The organism is Shimia abyssi (genome assembly GCF_003014475.1).
GTDB lineage: Bacteria > Pseudomonadota > Alphaproteobacteria > Rhodobacterales > Rhodobacteraceae > Shimia > Shimia abyssi.
Genome location: NZ_PYGJ01000004.1, coordinates 143,062 through 164,026 on the forward strand (window position 1 = coordinate 143,062; position 20,965 = coordinate 164,026).

A 20,965-nucleotide genomic window follows, 5' to 3' on the forward strand; every position below is an offset into this window, starting at 1 on the left:
TTACTGAGGTCTTCGTCGCAGTGTGATCCACAGGGTTGCGGAAATGATCAGAGCAGCGCCGAACCAAAAGCCGGTTTTGGGCAGTTCATCAAAGACCAGATAGCCGACCGTGGTGGAGAACACCAAGCTGGCATAGGACAACACCGACAAGAACCCCGCCTGCCCGTTGTAATGCGCGCGTAGAAAGCAGAACTGGGCAGATTGCGCAAAAACACCAATTGCCAAGAGAACAGGCCATTGGTGGGGCGGCACGGGTTGCCAATGGATCAGCGCAAGCGGCAGCGTGATCACGGTCAGTCCGGCGGTGTAAAACGTCATCATCACGACAGTGGGCGCGGCGGCCAAACGGCGTGTGGTGATGACTGCGCCAGTTGCCGCAAACACAACCAACACCTGAGCTGCAAGCCCCCATCCCCCGGTCAGACCCGAGGGATCAACGGCGATTATCACACCGACTAGCCCAACCACCGCCGCGATCCATCGGTCGCGGTGGATGACTTCGTGCAGGAGCCACGCAGCCGCGATCATAGTCAGGATCGGGCGAGTAAAGCTGATGGCAGTAAAGAGCGCGAGAGGCAGGCGCGAGATGGCAAAGAAACTTGCGGTTAGCGCCACGGCGGAAAAGCCGACGCGCAGGGCGTGAAAGCGCAGATCCTGAATACCGATAAAGGCGCGACGGTGGCGTACGATCCAAGGCAGCATCAAGAGAAAGCCGACACTGGCGCGCAGAAACACCAGTTGGAATGCAGGATAGCCCAGACCCAGCGCTTTGACGATCGACAGCGCCCAGATATTGAGCGCCATGTCGGTTAGCAGCCAGCCGGCGGCAACGCCATTTCGGTGCTGATCAGCTGCGCTTTGCAATCAGGTTTGCCATTAGTCTAAAGGCACCGGGGGTAAGTTTCTCCATCTGGTGGTGCAGGATCAGGGAGGTGTGCACGTGGCGGCCATGCCCGACGTCTGCGGCCAGTAGTGCGCCGTGCAAAGGGGCCTCGCCCGGATCATTCATCGCAAGGAGCGGCACACAGGCCGCGTCCCAGTCCTTGGCAAAATAGAGCCCCCGTTCCTTTTTCCAATCGGCCCAATCGGTCGCGTCGATGCGATTAGGTGTGGTCATCAGCGGATGATCCGGCGCGAGCAATGTAACCTCGGCGGTTTCATCCGTGACGCGCCAGCGCAGCGAGGGCTGACCGATTTCCAGCCGATAGGGAGCTGTTGTGTCGGCATCCCAGTTGTCCCATGGTCGATGGTAGAGCGTAAGCAAAGTGCCCCCTGCTTCGACCCAAGTTTTGATGCGCGGCATCGCTTCGGCAAGGCCGGCGCGGAATTTCATCGCAAAAATGCCGATCACGATCGAGTCGCAGGCGTTCAGTACAGCGTCGGTCAGGTCTGTGTCAGACAAATCGGTGACGTCGACACCCAGACGGCTGAGCCAGTGGTCGACGCGGTCGTTGCCACCGCCAATATAGCCAACCTTGACATCGGGCAGCGCCACATCGACAACCCGAACACGGGCTACGGCGGGCTGCGCCAAGGCGCGTTGAGCAATATGCGGGCAGCGGATGAGCTGCACGTTATGAGCGCAATGCTCGTCCAGAGTTAAGGAGATGTCATATAGGCCCGGCGTAGGAGTGGTCGGCGCAGTGGCGATCAGTTGCGTTGCATATCGAGCGGACGCCCAACCATCGGGCAATTCCAAGTCGGGCACGGCGTTATGCGGGGACATTTCGCTGATCTGGAGTTCAACAGAACGGCGCGATTGCGACAGGTTGATGATATCGGCAGAGGGTGACAGGTTAGCCGAGCGTTGGGGCAACACAAGCGGCGGCACCTCGAACGGTACGGCGGCCCTGACGGCGAGTGCGTGCACGGTCAACGCGGCCTCGACACACGGACCTTTAGGCAAATGTGGCAGATAGACAGGTGGGTACGGGTCACTGATGGCGACATCTGGGGACAGTTCGACCTGTGATCCGCTGGACGTCCACCCCTGAGGCAACAGCGGTTTGAGCGTGAGTTTGCCGCGACGTGTCATGCTTTCGATTTCCAGCGCGGTCTGGTCGCCGGGATGCAGCACATCCTTTTGCAAGGCAACGCGCACCGATACCCCCGCGGCCAGATGAATGACACGAGAGAGTTGCTGATCTTTGCGGGTCAGCTTGTGACCAAATTCGACGCGCTGGGCGGGCGACAACCCCTCAGAAGCATGGCGGAGCACCTTGAGGGCGGCGCAAGCGTGGTGAAGCACTGCGTCGGCATCGGGAAAAGCCTCTAGCGCTGCATCACATGCGTCCTGCGCCTCGCTCAATATGGGAATTCCGAAATCTCGCAGCGTCGCGGCCAGACCCGAGGTCAGGCCGTCATCTGCCTTGGCCCCGAAAGATTGAGCCAGATGGAGCGGGTATTCGGCCGTGGCACCCAGCGGCACCCAACGCCCCATGGTCTGGGTTGCATGCATAGCGCGGCTTTGTTCGCCGATATGTGCATAGCCCCACCCGGTGACAGGATCCTGACCAGAGGCGTCAAACAGTGATGTTGCCTCGGGCGGTGGCAAATCATCATCATAGGCCTGCCCTGCCCCGGACCATGCGGGCAGGTATGTTTTTTTGATCTGCCAGACCGGTAGGGAGCTGGACGTGAAGGCCGGATCCGCAGCAAGGGCCATCATTTCAAGTGCCGCCTGTGTCATGGCGCGGTGGTGGCCGTGTTGACCGGGCACGTCTAGGAAAGTGGGGCAGATAATATCGGGGCGTTCGGTGCGGATCACGTCGACAAACCGCGCAATCAGCTGACTGCGCCCCCATTTGCGCAGCGTTTCCGCACCTGATTTGGAAAATCCGAAATCAGAGATCGGATCGTCCGGTGCAAAGCCGAGCCAGTACATCCTGAGGTCAAGGCGGTCACAGGCGGCCTCCATCTCGGCGGTGCGCAGCGTGCCGAGGGCGGCCTCGGATTCAGTGCCGATATCATTTTGCCCGCCCTCGCCGCGCGTCGAACAGGTATAAGAGATATCAACCCCATCACGGAACCGCATGGCCGCAAGCATTGTGGAGGTTTCATCATCCGGATGCGCGCCAGTGTTCATGAATGACACCGTGCTGCGCAACGCGGTCAGGGCCTGCCAAAGATCGACAATGCGCGGACGGTCCCGTTCAAGAGCAATTCTGGATTGATCGGTCAGCGGCATCGAGGCGTCCTTTGGGCGTTAGAGAGAGTGAGAAATCGATGAGTTGAGCGCGCGGTTCAGGATCAACGCAGCAGCCCCCATGGTCGCAGTCATGCGCCCGGATGTCCCCTGCATCAGGCGTGGGTGGTGCGAACCGGGGCGATTTGAAACCGAAATATCAGGCATCGGCGTGTGCGCCACGAGGTGATCCAGAATGGCGGCGGGCATCGCCCCGCCGAGTAAAATGGTTTGCGGGTCAAAAATGTTTTCAATGATTGTCATAGCGTGACCAAGGGCTGTTCCCGCAGCATCCAGCCACCGGAACAGATCCGGGTCACCCTGATGATAAAGCAGCTCAAGCGCATCGATATCGCGCGCCTCCTTGCCGACTGAGTGCAAATGGCGCTGAACGGATAGGCGGCTGAGCGCGTCTTCCAGCTTGTGGTCTTTGCCTGGTATCGGGATGTGCCCAATTTCACCAGCATTGCCAAATGCACCGCGCACAAGGTGGCCCTCGTGTACCAGACCAAGGCCTAACCCTGCCCCGAAATAGAGATAAGCAAATGACATTACGTCCTGAGCGGCGCCTGTAATTCGTTCGGCCATGGCGGCGGCGTTGGCATCGTTGGAGAGCATAACAGGCAGGTTGATGGTTTCGGAAAACAACTGTTCGGCGTCGACCTCTTGCCAACCGGTCAGGTCAGAGCCAGCCACCGCGATGCCGGTTTTGCCAAAGGGTCCGGGCATAACGACGCCAGCACCCAGCATACGGTTCTGTGCCGTCGGAACCTGTTTCAAATGGCGCGCATAGACAACGGCAACATGCGCCAGAACGTGATCCGGTTCGTTTGTGTTCAACGGCACCCGTTCGGTGGCAACGGCCTGACCCTGAAGGTTCAGAAGTGCCGAAAAAATCGCATCCGGGCGCACCTCGATCCCAAGCGCATAGCCGCCTTCGGGGTTCAGCGCATATTGCATGGCCGGAAGGCCGCGCCCGACGCTGCGCCGCCCCTTTTCCAGTAACATGCCATCCTGTGACAGCTCTGCGATGATGTTGCTGACGGTTTGCGTTGTCAAAGACAGGGCGCGGGCAATCTCGGCCCGCCCAATGGCACCGGCGGCATGGACCTGTCCCAAGACCGCCTGACGGTTTCGGTGTCGGGAACGCTCAGCATTTGAGCCTTTGTGCAGAGGTTGAACGCGCATAAATCCGGATTAGCTCAATTCATTTGAATTATCAATCCAATTGAGTTAATCGTCGATAATGAGTTCATGAATGGACCGCCAGAGCCACCAAGGGAGACAAAAATGACGACACGTATAAAAGGACTGGTCTTAGCCGGACTGACATCCACTGCTGCGCTTTTTTCGAGTGCTGCAAATGCTGTTGAAATCGAATATTGGCAGTATTTCTTTGATGCCCGCGTGACGGCGATGGAGCAGCTGATTGAAAACTTCGAAGCCGCCAATCCGGATATCACGGTCACGATGACCCATTTCCCATATGCAGACTATCGCACAAAGGTGGCCGCTGCGATCCCGGCGGGTGAAGGCCCAGATGTGGTGCAGCTGTTTTATGGCTGGCTGAACGACTATGTCGCCGCCAATCTGATCCAACCCCTGCCCGCCGATACGTTCCCGGCGTCGAAAATCGATTCTGAGTTCTTTCCGATGGTTCAGGCCATGAAGGATGGCGATGCGTATTGGGCACTGCCGACGGCTGTGCGTTCGCTTGCGCTGTTCTATAACACCCGCCTGCTGGAAGAGGCCGGTGTAGAGCCGCCCACCAACATGGAAGAATTTCTGGCCGCCGCAGCGGCGATGACCAAAAGGGACGGCGCGGGCAATATCACGCAGGTTGGAATTACCGCCGGTATGACCGCGCAGGATCACCATTGGTTCCGCGAAGGGCTGGTGCGCCAGATGGGCGGAGAGCCCTATGCCAACGACTATAAAACCGTGAATTACAATTCGGAGGCGGGCGTTCAAGCGCTGGAGTTTTATACCGACCTCTTTATGAGCGACGAGCCAGTGTCTGCGATTGGGTTCATGGATGAACCGCAGGCCGCGTTCAAAGCCGGGCGTGCGGGGATGCATATTGACGGGTCATTCCGTATTGGGTCGCTGAACAAGACACGCGGGCTGAAATGGGGTGTGACCGAGCTGCCTGCGACGGGCGATGGCGTGCGGTCGAACTATTCGTCTTATTGGGTGAATGCGATCACCACAAAAGCCGAAGGCGAGAAATATGACGCGTCGGTCAAATTCATGGAATATATCACCTCGGATGAGGCGATGCAGATCTGGCTGGATGTTGTGGGCGAATTGCCTGCGAAACCATCGGTTGGTCTGACTGAAGAAAACGCCAATAACGAAGTGTTCGGGCCATTTATCAAAGGTCTGGCCTATGCCAACACCACCAAATTCGCGAATGAAAGCGCCCAGCGCCAGCTGATGGTGGAAATGGTCGAGCGCATTCAGCTTCAGGGCATGAGCCCGGCGGAAAGCATCGCGATTGCCGCCGAGGCCGAGCAGAAACTGCTGGATGAGTATTACAGCAAGTAATGCTGAGCAGGCCGACCCGGTTTTCGCAATCGGGTCGGCCGTATGCGGCCCTTTTGAGACGGTATCAATGTATCGCAACCTGACCATCCGACAAAAACAGATCGTCTGGGCGTGGGCGTTCTTGGCGCTGCCTGTTTTGTTTTATACTGTCATTCGCTTTTACCCGACCGGCAACGCCATTTTGATCAGTTTCCAGAACTGGAACCTGCTGGGCGCGCGCACATGGGCCGGGTTAGAGAATTACGAAAAGCTATGGAATGACCCGGTGTTCTGGAAGGTGTTTCAGAACACATTCCTGTACCTGTTGATTGGCACACCGCTGAGCCTCGTGTTGTCGTTTGTGATTGCCTATCATCTGGACAAGCTGCGGTTTATGCACGGGTTTCTGCGGATGCTCTACTTTCTGCCTTTCATGACCAGCGCGGTGGCGATGGCGTGGGTGTGGCGGTGGTTTTATCAGGATGTGCCGATTGGTTTGTTCAACAATATCCTGTCGGGATTTGGCATTCCCCAGATCAGCTTTTTGAACTCGACCACCAATGCGCTACCTGCGGTTCTGGCGCCCGCGGTCTGGGCGGGCCTGGGGTTTCAGGTGATCATCTTTATGGCCGGGCTGCGCGCCATTCCAACCAGCTATTACGAAGCGGCCAAGATTGATGGCGTGGGCTGGTGGACGGTGCTGACGCAGATCACCCTGCCGCTGTTGCGCCCAACCATTGTGTTTATCGTCGTCTTTTCGTCGATCGGGTTTTTGCGGATTTTCGACCATGTGTTCAACATGACCACCAACAATCCCGGCGGGCCGCTGAATGCGACAAAGCCGCTGGTATTGATGATTTATGACACAGCATTCAACGGGTTCAACATGGGATATGCGGCGGCGCAGACCGTGGTTTTGTTCACCATTTTGCTGATCGTTTCGCTGATCCAGCTTCGCCTATTGAGGAGCGAATAGATGGTGGCGGCTCCGGGCACTCCGCGCGCGTCATCAGATGCGTTGCTGAACACGCAGCGGTCGCGACGGCCCCGCAATATGGGGCAGATCATCCGCTGGCTGTTGTTATTCATCGGCGGCATTCTGATGATCATGCCAATTGCTTATATGATCTCGACCTCGCTGAAATGGCCGCATGAGGTGTATAACGTCAAGCTCATCCCCGATGAGCCAACAATTGAGAATTACACCTATGTGCTTGAGGATGGGCGGTTTTATTGGTGGTTCGTGAATTCGATCATCATCGCGACCATCACGACGATCTGTAACCTGCTGTTTGACTCGCTGGTGGGGTACACGCTGTGCAAATTCCGGTTTCCGGGGCGGCAGATCGTGTTTATTGCAATCCTGTCAACGCTGATGATCCCAACCGAAATGCTGGTGATCCCGTGGTATCTGATGAGCCAGAGCTTTGGCTGGCTGGACAGTTATTGGGGGATCATGTTCCCCGGATTGATGACCGCCTTTGGCACGTTCCTTATGAAGCAATTCTTTGAGAGCGTACCGGATGATTTCATCGAGGCGGCACGGATTGACGGGCTGAACGAGCTGCAAATCTGGTGGACGGTGGCAATGCCATTGGTGAAACCTGCGCTGGCGGCATTGGCGATTTTTGTATTCCTTGGCAACTGGACCGCATTTTTGTGGCCACTGATCGTGACCAATTCGGTTGATATGTACACGATCCCTGTGGGGCTTTCGGGCTTTGGCGACGAGGCAGATGTGGCTTGGGAACTGATCATGACCGGGGCGGCGATTTCCACGATCCCGACGTTGGTTGTGTTCCTGATATTCCAGCGATTTATCATTCGCGGCGTCGTGATGGCGGGGCTTAAGGGATGAGTTTTGCTATGTTTTCACAGAGTGATTGGGCGGCTTGCTATGACTGACACCAGCATCTTTCCTGATCCCGCCTATAAGGACACGGTGCTTGCGCCGCTGTTTGAGGGCGTGAAAGCGCATTATGCACAGCACATGGATGCCATCAATCGCGCGCATTTGGTGATGCTGGTCGAGACAGGCATATTGTCGGCAGCCGAGGGGCGCAAGATCGCGCAAGCGCTGCGCGAAATTGATGCCGAAACCGATGTTGGCGCGCTGGTTTATACCGGCGAGCATGAGGATTACTTCTTCTTTGTTGAGGCGCAATTGCGCGCAAAGCTGGGGGATCTGGGCGGGGCCTTGCACACGGCGCGGTCGCGCAATGACATGGACCACACCTTGTTCAAAATGGCGCTGCGGGTGCGGGCAGAGGCGATGCTGGAACAGGTCACCGCGCTGTCTGAGGCTTTGGTGGCAAAGGCCCGTCAGGAGAGTGATACGTTGATCGTGGCCTATACCCACGGTCAACCGGCACAGCCCACGACGTTTGGGCACTATCTGGGCGCGATGATCGAGGTGTTGAACCGCGATGCACACCGGTTGTCAGCGGCGATTGATGGGCTTGGTCACAGCCCGATGGGCGCCGCTGCCATTACCACATCCGGCTTTCCCATTGACCGCCACCGCATGGCGGCGCTGTTGGGGTTTGAGGGGCCGTTAGTGAATTCATATGGCTGCATTGCGTCGGTGGATTACGTCACGGGCCTGTATTCGGCAGTCAAGCTTGTGTTTCTGCATTTGGGGCGGGTTATTCAGGATCTGGCGTTCTGGTCCAGTTTTGAGGTGGGTCAGCTTTACGTGCCCAATGCGCTGGTCCAGATCAGCTCGATCATGCCGCAAAAGCGTAACCCGGTGCCGATCGAACATATGCGCCATCTGTCATCGGTGACATGTGGGCGCTGCGATATGGTGGTGAACACCATGCACAACACGCCCTTTACCGACATGAATGACAGCGAAGGCGAGGTTCAGCAGGCCGGATATGCGGCGTTTGAAAGCGGCGCACGGGTGCTAAAACTATTAACGGCATTTTTGCCCGCATGTTCGATCAACGAGGATCGCGTGCGCCAAAATACAGACGCGGCGTCGATCACCATCACGGAGCTGGCCGATACGTTGGTGCGCGCCGAGGGGCTGTCGTTTCGTCAGGCACATGAGATCGCGGCAGAGGTTGCGCGCGGGCTGGATCGTCAGCCGCTTTCGGCTGGATTTGAGGCGTTTCAGGCCGCGTTTGAGGCTGCGACAGACCGAGCGCCACAGATGGACAAACCCACGTTTCAGGCAGCGGTCAGCCCAGAGACGTTTGTGTCGGTGCGCGACCGGGTTGGTGGCCCTGCTCCGGCGGCATTAGAGGCCGCGCTTGCCTCCTATTCCGCTGATCTGGCCGCGTTGCGCGTGGACGCAACGACGCGCCGGGCGCGCATTTCACAAGCTGACACAGACCGCGCCACCGCCTTTGCCCTTTTGTTGGAGACCTGACTTTGGCTACACTTTCTCTGAACAATCTCAAAAAATCCTATGGGTCCACCGAAGTGCTGCACGGTATCTCGCTGGACGTGGCGGACGGGGAATTTGTTGTCTTTGTCGGCCCGTCGGGTTGCGGCAAATCCACCACCCTGCGGATGATTGCAGGGCTTGAGGAAACCACCAGCGGTATTATCGAAATCGGCGGGCGCGAGGTGAATAATCTGGAGCCCAAAGAGCGCGATATTGCGATGGTTTTTCAGAATTATGCGATCTATCCGCATATGTCGGTGAAAAAGAACATCGCTTTTGGGCTACGATCCTCGAAAATGCCAAAACCCGACAAAGAGAAGCGCATTCAAGAGGTTGCGGGCATTCTCGATATGGTGGATCTATTAGAGCGCAAGCCCAATCAGCTGTCTGGCGGACAGCGTCAACGGGTTGCGATTGGGCGGGCCATGGTGCGCGATCCGGCGGTGTTTCTGTTTGACGAACCACTGTCCAATCTGGACGCGCAATTGCGCACGCAGATGCGGCTTGAGATCAAGAAACTGCACCAACGCGTTGGCAACACCATCATCTTTGTGACCCACGATCAAGTCGAAGCGATGACGATGGCGGACCGGATCGTGATTATGAAAGACGGCCATATTCAACAGGTCGGCACCCCGGCAGAAGTGTTTCACAAGCCCGCCAACACGTTTGTGGCACGCTTTATCGGCGCGCCGTCCATGAACCTGTTGGCGGGGCAGATTGAGGGGGCCACCGCGCGGCTGAAAGGCGATGTGCAGGTGGCTGTACCGACGTTGGAGAATGCGGGGCGCCGGGACATTCTTTTGGGTGTGAGACCGGATGACCTGCACCCAAACAGCGGCAATCCGATCATTGGTGGCAAGGTGATCTTGCGCGAACCGCTTGGCTCGGAGACGTTGATTTACGTCGACACGCCATCGGGCGAGATAATAGCCAAGGCTGATGGCCGCACCCCGCCCAATGTCGGGGATATTGTTGAGCTGGGCGCGTTGCCGGAGAACCTGCACATTTTTGATACGGAAAGCGGCGAGGCCCTCACATGAAGGCGCCGATCCTGAGTGCGGGACGGCTTTATTGCGATCTGGTGTTCGCCAACACGCCGCGATTGCCCACCTTTGGCACCGAAGTCTTTGCACCGGGCCTGTCGCTTCATGCCGGAGGGGGAGCATTCATCACCGGGGCGACATTGTCCGCGCTGGGACATTCGGTCTGGCAGTTTTCCACCCTGCCCGCGCGACCGTTTGACAGCGTTGCACTGGCCGACCTGGCCGCGCACGGTGTGGTCGCAACAGCCACCGCAGCAGCAGGTGAAAACGTCGATCCGCAAGTGACTGTTGCCATCGCCCATGCAGGCGACCGCGCATTTTTAACAAGGGCCGATGGCCCTGCCATTCCCGACCCTGCATCATTGGATTTCGCAAAATTCGCTCATTTGCATATCGGCGAATTGAGCACACTTGAGGAAATGCCCGAATTACTGGAGCGCGCGCGCGCAGCAAATATGACTGTCTCGCTGGATTGCGGCTGGCAAGATAGCTATGCGCCGAATGTTGGCCAACTGATTGCAGCGATTGATGTTTTCCTGCCCAACGAAAGTGAGGTCGCCGCGCTGTCCGCCATTGGCATTCCGGAAAATTGCGCGCCCCTGACTGTAATCAAGGGCGGTAAAACCGGCGCGCGCGCCAGAACCCGCACCAGCGACACCTGGACGTACAAAAGCACGACTCAGGTCGAGGTGTTGGACGCGACCGGCGCAGGAGACGCGTTCAACGCCGGTTTCCTGTCCTGTTGGCTCAATAAAATCCCACTGGAGCAGTGCCTAACCAAAGGCAACGAGCACGGGACCGCCGCCGTTCAGGCGTTTGGTGGTGCGAGCTATCTGACTCAAATGGAAACGGCGTAAGAGAGGCCTCAATTCGCAGACGAATTTGGGGAGGATGGTTCCAAATCAAGAGTGCGTTCTAACCGCTATCGATCTAAGCCTGCCGCTTGCAATGTATAGAAGTCTTGGAACTAGCAACTTGGGTCAGCCCGAGTGCGGTCCCTTGGCTCAGATAGATTGAACAAAATTGGCGACTTAATTCATGGTTGATTCATACGCACGTACAGAAAACCAGACCTTGCAGTCGATTGATATCACACCTCTCTATCAGGTTGACAGTGTAGGAGATTTGACTGATACAGCCGAAAGAAAAGCGGGCCGTTAGCTCAGCTGGATTAGAGCAGGGAACTTCTAATTCTCAGGTCGGGGGTTCGAGTCCTCCACGGCTCGCCAAATCTTGCCCAACTGCCGACGAGGCAAAAGCGTTTAGAATTGGCCGCTTTCTTAAAATTCATCTGTGAATGAGTTGGTCGCTGCACCGCCCGCTATTCCGCGCCGCGACTTGGTGCAAATGCGTCTTTCAGGGCGACTTTGCAGACCTTCCTGCTAAAATCAGACCATCCTAATTTCGCTCGCCCAAACCAGCCTGGCTGGTAATGTGTCTTCGTCACGAGATGCCTGCACTTTGACTAAGGAGGGTGTCACAGGTGAGCAAACGGACACACAAACTTCCCGGCATTCGAAAAAATTCTGCTCACTTACTTCAAAGCCGAAACTGATAAAAGTCTTTGCCCAAAGCAGGCCGGACTCAAGCCCCTAGGGGCAAGGCAGATTGGCTTGATTTCAAAGAATACCACTAACGATGCAGGCTGAGTCGAATGGACATCCGCCAGATCAAATGTTTCGTAGCTGTGGCGGAGGAATTGCATTTCAGACGAGCGGCCGAGCGCATTGGAGTTGCTCAGGCTGTCTTGTCTGCACATGTAAAGCGCCTTGAGGAGGAGCTTGGTTTTCCGCTGCTTTTTCGCACCACACGACATGTGAGTTTGACACAGGTTGGCTATGTTTACCTTGAGGAGGTGCAGGCCGTTCTGGCGCAGTTGGAGCGGGCCGTGGAAAAGGCCACAATTGCAGCGCACAGTCGTTTCGACAATCTTCGCATAGGTGGATTTGATGCGGCATTGATTTGGTTTTTGCCGCCAATTTTACACCAGTTCCAAGCGCTTCACCCCGGCATACAGCTGCGTTTGACCGAAGGTGCGGCATCCGGCATTCAAATTGACGAGTTGTCACGGCATCACATCGACCTTGCCTTCTTTCGGCCGCCAACGGCACGTGAAGGGATCGAATGGGAAACGCTTATTTAAAGAGGACGTCTATGTTGCATTGCCAAATGACGATCTCCTTGCGCATCGCGACGAAATCGATGTGCAAGAGCTTTCTGGTAGACGCTTGATCACCTACCCGCGTCACTCTCGCCCATATCTGTCTTCAATGGTGGCTCAATGCACCGCTCAGGTCGAAGATCTTGTTGTTGCAGACATCGAAGTTTTGGATAAATCTACCTTACTTCCACTTGTTGCACAGGGAAGCGGTATCGGGCTGGTTCCGCAATGGGTTACTGAGATGCCTGTCAATGGCGTTGCCTTCGTCAAACTAAGTCATGCGCCAGTCTTGCAGTTTGGGGTCGCATGGCGGGAAAGGGATGCATCCCGCGATAGCCTGCTCGACTTTGTCCAGCTTGCGCGCGAGGAAGCCAAGCGAATTGATTTAAGGTTCAGGCGATAGTTTTCAGGCCGCGAGTATTTTACGCCAACAATCAGGAACGCTTGTTGGTCTCTCTTCTGCGCGAAAATGACCGCCGGGGAGAGATTTTCCGGAACCATGTATCACCCAGCTTGAGGCAATCAAAGTGCTTCCGCATAGCGCCACTTGATCCCCACACCGCATACACCGGAACTGTCATCGGGCCATTTTCAGCGCTGTCATGCTCAATGTCTATCGCACAGGCGGCGCGATAAACCTCGCAATCGGAGGCGACGGTGTCTGGATTTCGCCAACACTCCAGATATTCTTCTAAGGCAGGTCGAACAAAGATGCCTGCCCCGGCAGACCCTGTGCAGCACTTCTTGCGCCAGTAGCAATCGGGATCTGCGCCGATCGTTCGTTCTGGAATTGGAAATGGCTGAATGACCCAAAACCACCAACAGTGATCTGCCGCAAATTAGGCGGTCGTGGCACCACGCATTTCGCGTGTTGGAGCAATATCGAGAGTAAGAAGCGCCTTTACCCTTCCGCAGATAAAGTGGCGAACTGCTATGCTAAGGGAATGGCGGACTGGCTTACTCCGCTCGTTCGCTCCCGGCTGAATTTACAACGGGGGTTTGGGCCAGTGTGCTGGCCGCAATTCTGAACCGTTCATCCGCGTGATCAGAGGCTATTCCGCGTTTGCAGCTGTGGGCGAAACGCGCTGTAGGCCCATCGCACACCGATCTCGACACGTTCTTGACTATGTTCGTTTTCCTCAGCACCGCCCGGTGTGTTGATCGACCATTCGCTGAACCCGGTGAGCGAAATGCGCAAAGCCGGGCGTGTCCATGTCATCGCGCTTGCCCGCGTCATCAAGGTAGCGCACCTGAATGATCTCGCGCAGATGCGGGTTCTGTTCAAATGCGGTCACTTCGTCGGGGCTCATCGGACCACCCTGAAGGTTCAAGGAATGGATCGACGCATCTGAAAGACGGTCAAAGTAGTCAGGTTTGGTCGCACAGAGATAGCGTTTGGCGGCCACATGGTAGCGCACGCAATCGGTGATCACAGGCGGCAGAAAGCGCTCCAGCACTTGGGCGCCTGCGTCCTCATGATAGCGATCCTCTGTGTCGGACATGGAAAAGGTTCCAAACTCGCTGGTGAAATGCCCGATGTCATGCAACAGAGCGGCGACAATGATTTCGTCTGTCTGGTTATTCTGTTCGGCCATTGTCGCGCCTTGCAGCATGTGCTCGGCCATAGTGACGGGTTCGCCCAGATATTCTTCGCCGCCACGCCGTTCAAAGATGTCAGCAAGGAAGGCGACGATATTGTCGGCATTCAGATTGTTTGGTTCAGGAGTGGTCATTCCGCAGCCTCCGCCTTGGGCGCGCGCAAGGCGGCAAGCGTTGACAGCAGGCCGTCTCGATCGCTGTAGCAGCCCTGAAGCCAGCGAGATCCGGCACCAGAATAACCAGTGCGGGCGTGCAGCAGGCGCATATTGTCAAACACGACACATTCGCCGGGGGCCATTTTGTAGGACACAGCATTGGCCGGATCATCGACCAGTTCACCAAAGCGGCGATAGGCAGCATAGTAGGCCTGCATGTGGTCAAATGGAACGTCGGTGATGGCGGCGGCGGAGCGGTTGTTGAACCGGATGGCGCGCAATTCTCCGTCGGGGCTGAGTTCGATCATCGGTACGCGCGACCGCAGGCAGACACCGTCGCTGCCCACATATTCGAAACGGGCGCAATAGTGGGACAGAAGGTCGAACCCGTGCGGGTCTTCTTCATGCAATTTCTGGGCAACCCGAAAGCCATCAATCAAGATTGACTCGCCACCTGTGGCAGAGTTTTCGAGGCAATAAAGCAGTTGCAGGCTGGGGACGGGATCGCGGTAGGGGTTGTCGGTATGGCCCTGTAAGCCAAGGCCGGTAAAGGCGAGGTTCGTGGGGTTCACCTCGGTTCGTACTTCGAACAGCGGACCGTAATTGGTTTCGCGGATATAGCCAAACAGCGCCACCACATCACGCAGCGCGCCGCTGGTGGTTGGGCCGTCGGTTGAAAGTGCAAAGCCGTGGTTTTCGACCGCGCCGAGCCATGTACAAAGCGCCTCTGCATCCGATTGTAGCGTGGCCAGCGGCGCACGGGTCACAGTGCCATTGCTACTATCCCATGGGGTGATTGCCGGGCCGGTCCAGCCGGGCGCAAGTCTGGCATCGGGACTGTCATAGGCATGGGCCGCAAGCCAATTGGCCGGGAAGGTCACAGACTTGCCTTCGGGAGCGAAAGTGACTTTGAGCTGATCTCCGGCCCAGCTCGCAGCGGTGATATGGATGTCGGCAGGGATGTCGGCCAGTGTGATCAGCCGCTGACCATTGCCGGGGCTGCGTGTTTCAGCATCCAGCGCATTGTCGCGCAGCCAGATGGCGTGGAAGCGGTAGGACTGGGTGTCAGAGAGTTGTGCCGTGAGGCTAAGGCCATCGTCGCTAAGGTGAACGTTGCGTGGCATAAAAAGGCTCCGTCAATGCAATCTAACTGTCAAATATCGCGTGCCGGGATATAACGGAAGGCATGACAATTTCGCCCTGAGAGTTAGATTTTTTAATGAGTGAGACACGAGGTTTGCCGCCCCTTGACTGGCTGCGCATATTTGAAGCTGCGGCCCGGCTGCAGGGGTTTAGCGCAGCAGCCCGCGAATTTGGACTGACACAGGCGGCGGTCAGTCAGCGTATTCGCAATCTGGAGAGCTGGTTGGGGCGCGACCTGTTTGTCCGTTCCGCGCGCGGTGTGACGCTAACCTACGCGGGCGAAGGATACCTTCCGTTGGTACAAGACGCATTAAGTCGGCTGGAGCGGGGCACTGAGGCTATGTTCGGCACTGCGCCGAGAGACATGCATATCTCGGCGTTATCTTCACATCTGGATGCGCTGGTGCTGCCAGCCTTGCCCGAATTTACGTACGCCCACCCAAATGTGCAGGTGGTGGTGGATACGGTGCCGCAGCGGTCAAACTTTGAGCAGGACCGAACGGCTCTGCAACTGCGGTTTGGCCGTGGCGATTGGGCACGACGAAAGGCGGCATTAATTTGCAAGGAAGAGTTGGCGCCGATGGCGGCAGGACAGGACAACAGGGAATGGCCAGAGATCGCGGGTATCAAGCTGCGCGGCGAGCGGCCCGGCTGGCGCGATTGGGCAGCTGTAACCGGGTACCCTGCCCCGGCGCAGGATCGGTTAAGCGTCGATTCCATGCAGCACGCGCTAAGCGCAGCGGCGGCAGGGGGTGGGGTCGCCCTTGGCTCGGTGGCGCTGGCACGACCACATTTAGAGGCTGGCAGGCTGCGAAAACTGGCGCTGCCTTCGCTGGCAACCGAGGACGGCTATTGGCTGACATGGCCAGAGGATGAGTTCCGTGCGCCCAAAGCGCAGCAGATGTTAGCTGATTTTACGACAGCCCTGCGCGGTTCGGTTGGGACTATTGAATAGACGGCCGTGGATTGCGGCTGGCGTGGGTGTGAATTTTGCGGATGCTCCATTCCACAGCATCGCGCATGGCGCTGCCCAAGGCCCCGTCAAACGCATTGGCGATGTCCATCATTTCATCACTGGAGGCGACGCGCAGTTTTTCGAAGCTGGAAGAGGCAACGATGTGGTCGCTGAAGTCGTCAATGATCTTGATATTCAGACGCACATGAACCTCTAGAGCACTTTGGGCTGCGTCACCATCGGGCAGGTTGTTGGGCAAGCGGGCCTGAAATTCGCGGATGTCAGTGACCACCGTGTAATCAGAGCGCAGGCCCACGGTTGAGCGGCCCACAGCGCCAACCCGACCGCTGTTTTCAAAGCTCTCGATCATCAGAGATTGAATGATCAGCGGCGCGCGATCGACCCAGCGCACGCCCGGAAGGTATTGCACCTGAAGCGGGTTTGGCATGACTGCAATCTGGTCTGTATCCACGGCGGCGGTCGCGGTAGGCACCTCAACCACAATCTGCTGTGACACGCGGGGGAGCGACGAGCTGAACGTGCTTTTGGGGGTCAGTGAGTAGAGGTCAGACGGCGTGGCCGCTTTGTTCAGTGTACCTAGACCAGCACAGCCAGACAGCACGAAACCCGCAAGCAGCGGCAAGAGAGAAAAGGCACGTGTCATCTGCGGAACTCCGAATTCTGTGTACCGAGCAGGAAGCGCGCGGGATCGCGTTCCACTCGATTGGCGAGCCGGTCGAGGTTGTTGACCAGCACCCGTGATTCTTCAAAAAATCTTATGAGTTGGGGTATTCCAACCCGCAACAAATCTGAGACCTGACGGCGGTTGTCCTGAACAATGCCGTCGAGTGTCCCCGCTAGGGACGATGCTGACTGGCTGGCGGCCAGCACCTCGTCCGCGACCTGATCAAAGTCTGACGACACGCCCGTGACCGTCGTGGTAAAGGCGCCAACTGCGGTACGAATGTCAGCGACGATAACGTCGATATCTTCGTCGATAACCTGGTTGACCGAGGTAAAGGTCTGTTCAGCGGCCACCAATGTGCCATCTGCGGTGTCCATCGCCCTTGTGATCGAGGTAAGCGTGTCATTGGCCAGCGTAAACGCCTCGGTCGCAGAGGCGAGCGCGACTGAGCTTTCGGCGGACAAAGTTTCGAAATTTCCACCTGCGCGGGCAATTTCAGTGCCAACCGAATCGATCACGTCCGAGGCGGTGGCGGCAGCTGCGCGCACATCTTCCATCAGTCCGGGCACGTCGCGCTGGACGGTGAGGTTGATGGTTTCCATGGCATCACGCGCTGCTTCTGCGGCGACGCGGGCGTCCGCCACCAGTGCCGCGCCGTCCCCCTGAACAAGCGTTCCGATGGTGTTGGAGGTAGCCGTCATCGATTCCATCATGCCGTCGGTTTCGCGCAGGGCTTCGTCAAATGCGGCCAGAGTCGTCTTGGCCTCGGTCAAACGTTCGGTTGCCTCTGCCAGCATCTGTTGTCCGCCCGAGGACAGGGCCTTGGCCTCATTCTCGACGGTGGCGAGGGTGGATTGGGTCTGGTCGATGACGGCGGGTAATCGATCCTGCGCCAGTGATTTGGCAGCTGCGAGCGTTTGCGTGGCCTCGTCAGCAAGCGGTTTGATGTCTTCGGTGATGACGGTGCCCGCCGCATCCGATGTCTGGCGTACCGAGTCGAGCATGGCCGTGGCCTCGACCGTGGCGGTTTCAAAGGCCGCGATGGCGGTTTCGGTCTGGGCGACACGCGCCTGCACCTGTGCGCCAACTTCCTCGTAGCGAGTCATCAGAGACGAGGCGTCGATTCCCACGGCGGAAACCTGATCCTCAAGCGTTTTGGCGGTGTCTTGCACCTGCGCGACCAACGCTGGCAGGCGCTCTTCGATCAGGGCTTGGGCAGATTGCATGGCCGAGATCACCGACGGTTCCAGTGTGGAGACCACGGTATCCAGCGTGCGAGCCGCATCTGCGCCACGTTCTATGAACTCCTTGAGTTCGCCCTGCATCAGCGTGTCGGCAGTTGCAAATGCCTCGCCTGCTGTATCCACGCTGCCACGCACGGATTTGAGGGTCTCGGTTGCCTCGCTCAAGGTGATTTCGGCTGTGTCAGAGAGGCTACCAAGACGGTCGGTGAACCCGGCAATTTCACGGGCGGCACTGCCCAGATCGCTAGACAGGCTTTCGAAATCTGAAAGGGTTTTGTCGAGCCGGGCCGAGGCGGAGGCGATGTTCTGCAATGTGTCAGAAACTGCGCTGCGGTTCTCTTCGTTCACCACCTCGCGAACCTCGTCCAAAAGGTCGATGGCCTTTTCCAACAACTCGGGCGCGCCTTCGATCAGAGAGGCCAGACCGCTGCGCTCACTTGGGATGGTTCCACCGCGTGGCAAAGGCGTTGCGTCCGGGCCACCGCCCGCAAGCGCGACATAGCCAACGCCGGTAATGCCTTGCGATTGCAGGGTTGCGACAGTTTCATTTGTCACCGGTGTACGCGCATCAACTTCGAGGCGGACACGCACCTTGGAGGGGTCTTCCTCGTCCAGTTTCAGATCGACCACCTGCCCCACCGGCAGGCCGTTATAGCGCACACCACCCGCAAGGCTGAGCCCGGAGACGTCCTCAAAAAGGACATCGAAATAAGAATATTGACGCTCAACATCAAGCTTGGTCAGCCAGAGCATGAAGCCAAAAGCGGCGATCAGACCAATCAGCGTGAACGCCCCGATCAGGGCATAGTTCGCACGTGTTTCCATGAGCCTATTCGCCCCCCGTTTCTGGACCTTTGCCGGTTTTCAACTGCGCGGCGCGGGCGCGTGGACCGGTAAAGTATTCTTTCACCCACGGGTGATCGACTTCTGTCATGCCCTCGATCGGGCCATCCACCAATACCTTCTTTTCCGCCAGCACGGCAATGCGATCGCAGATCGCATACAGGCTGTCGAGATCATGTGTAACCATGAACACCGTCAGGCCCAGCGCACGTTGCAGTTCGCGGATCAGTTCGTCATAGGCCGCAGCCCCTATCGGATCGAGCCCAGCGGTGGGTTCGTCGAGAAAGACAATCTCAGGGTCGAGGGCCAGCGCGCGCGCAAGGGCGGCGCGTTTGCGCATCCCGCCTGAAAGCTCCGACGGGAGCTTGTCGCAGGCCAGAGGTGGCAAACCGACAAGGCTGATTTTCAGCTCAGCCAGCTCTTTCATCAGACGCGTGCTCATGTTCAGGTGCTCGCGCATGGGGGCCATGACGTTTTGCAAGACGGTAAGTGAGGAAAACAGAGCGCCGTCCTGAAAAGCCACCCCCCAGCGTTGTTCGACGGGGCCGCGTTCGGCCTGAGACGCGTTTACGACGTCGACGCCCAGCACCTCGATACTGCCCGCAGCGGGACGGTTGAGGCCAACAATTGTGCGCAAGAGAACCGATTTCCCGGTGCCCGAGCCGCCAACGATGCCCAGCACTTCGCCGCGCCAGACATCGAGATCGAGCTGGTCATGTACCACTTGCGGACCAAACTGGTTACGCAAGCCGCGCACCTTGATAATGGCCTCGCGCTGCGTGGTGGTGCCGGTTTCAGAGGTATGTGCCGCGCCGTCCATCAGATCCCCATTTGTGCGAAAAAGATGGAAAACAACGCATCCAATGCAATAACCATAAAGATGGCCTGGACCACGGATGTGGTGGTGCGCTGACCGACGCTGGTGGCGGAGCCTTTGACCTGAAATGCCTGCCAACAGGCGATCACGCCGATCATGACTGCAAAGAATGGCGCTTTGACGAGGCCGACAATCAGGTGTTTCACATCGGTGGTGTCCTGAAGGCGGGTCATGAACATGCCGGGTGTGATATCGAGGTTAATCCAGCTCATCAGCGCGCCGCCAAAGAGGCCGGTGATCACGCAGATAAAGACAAGGATTGGCAAAGTGATCAACAGCGCGAGGACGCGCGGCAGCACGAGCACGTCAATGGGATTAAGACCCAGCGTGCGCATCGCATCGACCTCTTCCTGCACCTTCATCGAGCCGACCGAAGCAGTAAAGGCTGAACCAGATCGGCCCGCGACAATAATCGCGGTGAGCAGCACGCCCAGTTCGCGCATGATTGAAATGGCGATCAGTTCGACAACAAAAACCTCGGCGCCAAATTGCTGGAGCTGGGTTGCCCCCTGAAACGCAAGTACGACCCCAATAAGAAAGCCCATGAGGCCGACAATCGGGATGGCGTTAAACCCCGCGTCCTGCATATGACTAAAGAGCGACGCGGCGCGCAGGTTCCACGGGCGCACAAGCGTGCCAAACAGCGCCGCCAGCGTTTCGCCAAAGAACGAGAACAGCGACACGGTGTCGTGCCAGCCGTTCACCACGCCCTTGCCGGTCATTTCCAGAAAACCACGGAAGGAGCGCGGTGGGGCCTCATCAAAATGTTCGTGCGGGTCTGCGGCGCGGACGGTTTCGATCAGCGCCTCAAAGGCCGGTGCGACACTTTCCAGCGCCACCTGTCCGCCAGTCGCCTCTTGGCGGCGCATAAGGTCAGAGATCAGCCATGCCCCGCCGGTATCCATGCCATCAACGCGCGACATATCAATGCGCAGCGCGCCGGTTCCGACAGACACATCGGCAAAGGCCTTTTCCACGCTTCCCAACGATTGCGTCAGGAAACGTCCGGCCAAATGAAGAACTGCCCCGTTATCGGAGCCTTCCATTGTGAGAGTCGGAGCAGACATGGCCCAATGAAAGGTGCAAGTGCACCCAAACTGCAACCATAAAATCGCCGGAAACGGACCGCTTAACGTGAAATCTGGTTATTAAA

18 protein-coding genes and 1 tRNA gene are annotated in these 20,965 nt (G+C 57.6%); 10 read left to right on the forward strand and 9 right to left on the reverse strand.

All coding sequences use genetic code 11. From position 1 onward, the window contains the following. The 3 genes from CLV88_RS09220 to CLV88_RS09230 are packed head-to-tail and all read right to left on the reverse strand — an operon-like array spanning position 1 to position 4,372. A complete protein-coding gene (locus CLV88_RS09220; protein ID WP_243403619.1) occupies positions 1 to 864 on the reverse strand; it encodes a DMT family transporter in 864 nt (287 codons plus the stop codon). After that, positions 848 to 3,187, reverse strand: coding sequence for a PIG-L family deacetylase (locus CLV88_RS09225; RefSeq protein ID WP_106608098.1), 2,340 nt, complete (start codon positions 3,185 to 3,187; stop codon positions 848 to 850). The genes CLV88_RS09220 and CLV88_RS09225 overlap by 17 nt, the downstream gene beginning before the upstream one ends. 18 nt (positions 3,188 to 3,205) lie before the next feature. Further along, complete coding sequence (locus tag CLV88_RS09230) at positions 3,206 to 4,372, reverse strand: ROK family transcriptional regulator (protein ID WP_106608099.1); 1,167 nt, start codon at positions 4,370 to 4,372, stop codon at positions 3,206 to 3,208. 102 nt (positions 4,373 to 4,474) lie between these two features. On the opposite strand from CLV88_RS09230, the gene CLV88_RS09235 reads away from it, so the two are divergent. The 9 genes from CLV88_RS09235 (at position 4,475) to CLV88_RS23565 (ending at position 12,714) form a co-directional block, all read left to right on the forward strand. Then, the gene (locus CLV88_RS09235) at positions 4,475 to 5,731 is read left to right on the forward strand and encodes an extracellular solute-binding protein (protein ID WP_106608100.1); all 1,257 of its coding nucleotides are present in this window, start codon (positions 4,475 to 4,477) and stop codon (positions 5,729 to 5,731) included. After that, the gene (locus CLV88_RS09240; protein WP_243403620.1) at positions 5,712 to 6,686 is read left to right on the forward strand and encodes a carbohydrate ABC transporter permease; all 975 of its coding nucleotides are present in this window, start codon (positions 5,712 to 5,714) and stop codon (positions 6,684 to 6,686) included. The genes CLV88_RS09235 and CLV88_RS09240 overlap by 20 nt, the downstream gene beginning before the upstream one ends. Beyond that, positions 6,687 to 7,568, forward strand: a complete 882-nt coding sequence (locus CLV88_RS09245) for a carbohydrate ABC transporter permease (RefSeq protein ID WP_106608102.1) — start codon at positions 6,687 to 6,689, stop codon at positions 7,566 to 7,568. Positions 7,569 to 7,607: 39 nt separating this feature from the next. Next, positions 7,608 to 9,086 (forward strand): argininosuccinate lyase, encoded by a 1,479-nt coding sequence (gene argH, locus CLV88_RS09250; protein ID WP_106608103.1) that lies wholly within the window; start codon positions 7,608 to 7,610, stop codon positions 9,084 to 9,086. Positions 9,087 to 9,088: 2 nt separating this feature from the next. Next, positions 9,089 to 10,147, forward strand: coding sequence for an ABC transporter ATP-binding protein (locus CLV88_RS09255; protein ID WP_106608104.1), 1,059 nt, complete (start codon positions 9,089 to 9,091; stop codon positions 10,145 to 10,147). Then, positions 10,144 to 11,007: a carbohydrate kinase family protein gene (locus CLV88_RS09260; protein ID WP_106608105.1), complete on the forward strand. Its 864-nt coding sequence runs from the start codon at positions 10,144 to 10,146 to the stop codon at positions 11,005 to 11,007. Before CLV88_RS09255 ends, CLV88_RS09260 begins: the two co-directional genes overlap by 4 nt. Before the next feature lie 294 nt (positions 11,008 to 11,301). Further along, positions 11,302 to 11,379 (forward strand) — tRNA-Arg (locus CLV88_RS09265). 425 nt (positions 11,380 to 11,804) lie between these two features. Beyond that, a complete protein-coding gene (locus CLV88_RS23560) occupies positions 11,805 to 12,293 on the forward strand; it encodes a LysR family transcriptional regulator (RefSeq protein WP_106608106.1) in 489 nt (162 codons plus the stop codon). A gap of 19 nt (positions 12,294 to 12,312) precedes the next feature. Beyond that, positions 12,313 to 12,714 (forward strand): LysR substrate-binding domain-containing protein, encoded by a 402-nt coding sequence (locus CLV88_RS23565; protein WP_165798847.1) that lies wholly within the window; start codon positions 12,313 to 12,315, stop codon positions 12,712 to 12,714. A 736-nt stretch (positions 12,715 to 13,450) separates the two neighbouring features. Here the strand turns inward: CLV88_RS23565 and tmpB are convergent. Next, positions 13,451 to 14,044, reverse strand: coding sequence for a (R)-1-hydroxy-2-trimethylaminoethylphosphonate oxygenase (gene tmpB / locus CLV88_RS09280; RefSeq protein ID WP_106608107.1), 594 nt, complete (start codon positions 14,042 to 14,044; stop codon positions 13,451 to 13,453). Then, on the reverse strand, positions 14,041 to 15,189 hold the full coding sequence (tmpA, locus tag CLV88_RS09285) for a 2-trimethylaminoethylphosphonate dioxygenase (protein ID WP_106608108.1): 1,149 nt from the start codon (positions 15,187 to 15,189) through the stop codon (positions 14,041 to 14,043). The genes tmpB and tmpA overlap by 4 nt, the downstream gene beginning before the upstream one ends. Before the next feature lie 95 nt (positions 15,190 to 15,284). On the opposite strand from tmpA, the gene CLV88_RS09290 reads away from it, so the two are divergent. Further along, positions 15,285 to 16,163 carry a LysR family transcriptional regulator gene (locus CLV88_RS09290; RefSeq protein WP_106608109.1) on the forward strand — a complete coding sequence of 293 codons (879 nt, stop codon included), beginning with the start codon at positions 15,285 to 15,287 and terminating at the stop codon, positions 16,161 to 16,163. On the opposite strand, the gene CLV88_RS09295 is transcribed toward CLV88_RS09290, so the two are convergent. From CLV88_RS09295 to CLV88_RS09310, 4 genes are read right to left on the reverse strand one after another with little or no spacing between them, the layout of a single operon-like run. Then, on the reverse strand, positions 16,153 to 16,827 hold the full coding sequence (locus tag CLV88_RS09295) for an ABC-type transport auxiliary lipoprotein family protein (RefSeq protein ID WP_106608110.1): 675 nt from the start codon (positions 16,825 to 16,827) through the stop codon (positions 16,153 to 16,155). The genes CLV88_RS09290 and CLV88_RS09295 overlap by 11 nt on opposite strands. Then, entirely contained in the window at positions 16,824 to 18,917 is a 2,094-nt protein-coding gene (locus tag CLV88_RS09300) for an MlaD family protein (RefSeq protein WP_106608111.1), read from the reverse strand. The genes CLV88_RS09295 and CLV88_RS09300 overlap by 4 nt, the downstream gene beginning before the upstream one ends. A gap of 4 nt (positions 18,918 to 18,921) precedes the next feature. Beyond that, complete coding sequence (locus CLV88_RS09305; protein WP_106608112.1) at positions 18,922 to 19,755, reverse strand: ABC transporter ATP-binding protein; 834 nt, start codon at positions 19,753 to 19,755, stop codon at positions 18,922 to 18,924. Then, on the reverse strand, positions 19,755 to 20,858 hold the full coding sequence (locus tag CLV88_RS09310; RefSeq protein ID WP_243403621.1) for an ABC transporter permease: 1,104 nt from the start codon (positions 20,856 to 20,858) through the stop codon (positions 19,755 to 19,757). Before CLV88_RS09310 ends, CLV88_RS09305 begins: the two co-directional genes overlap by 1 nt. Positions 20,859 to 20,965 lie beyond the last annotated feature (107 nt).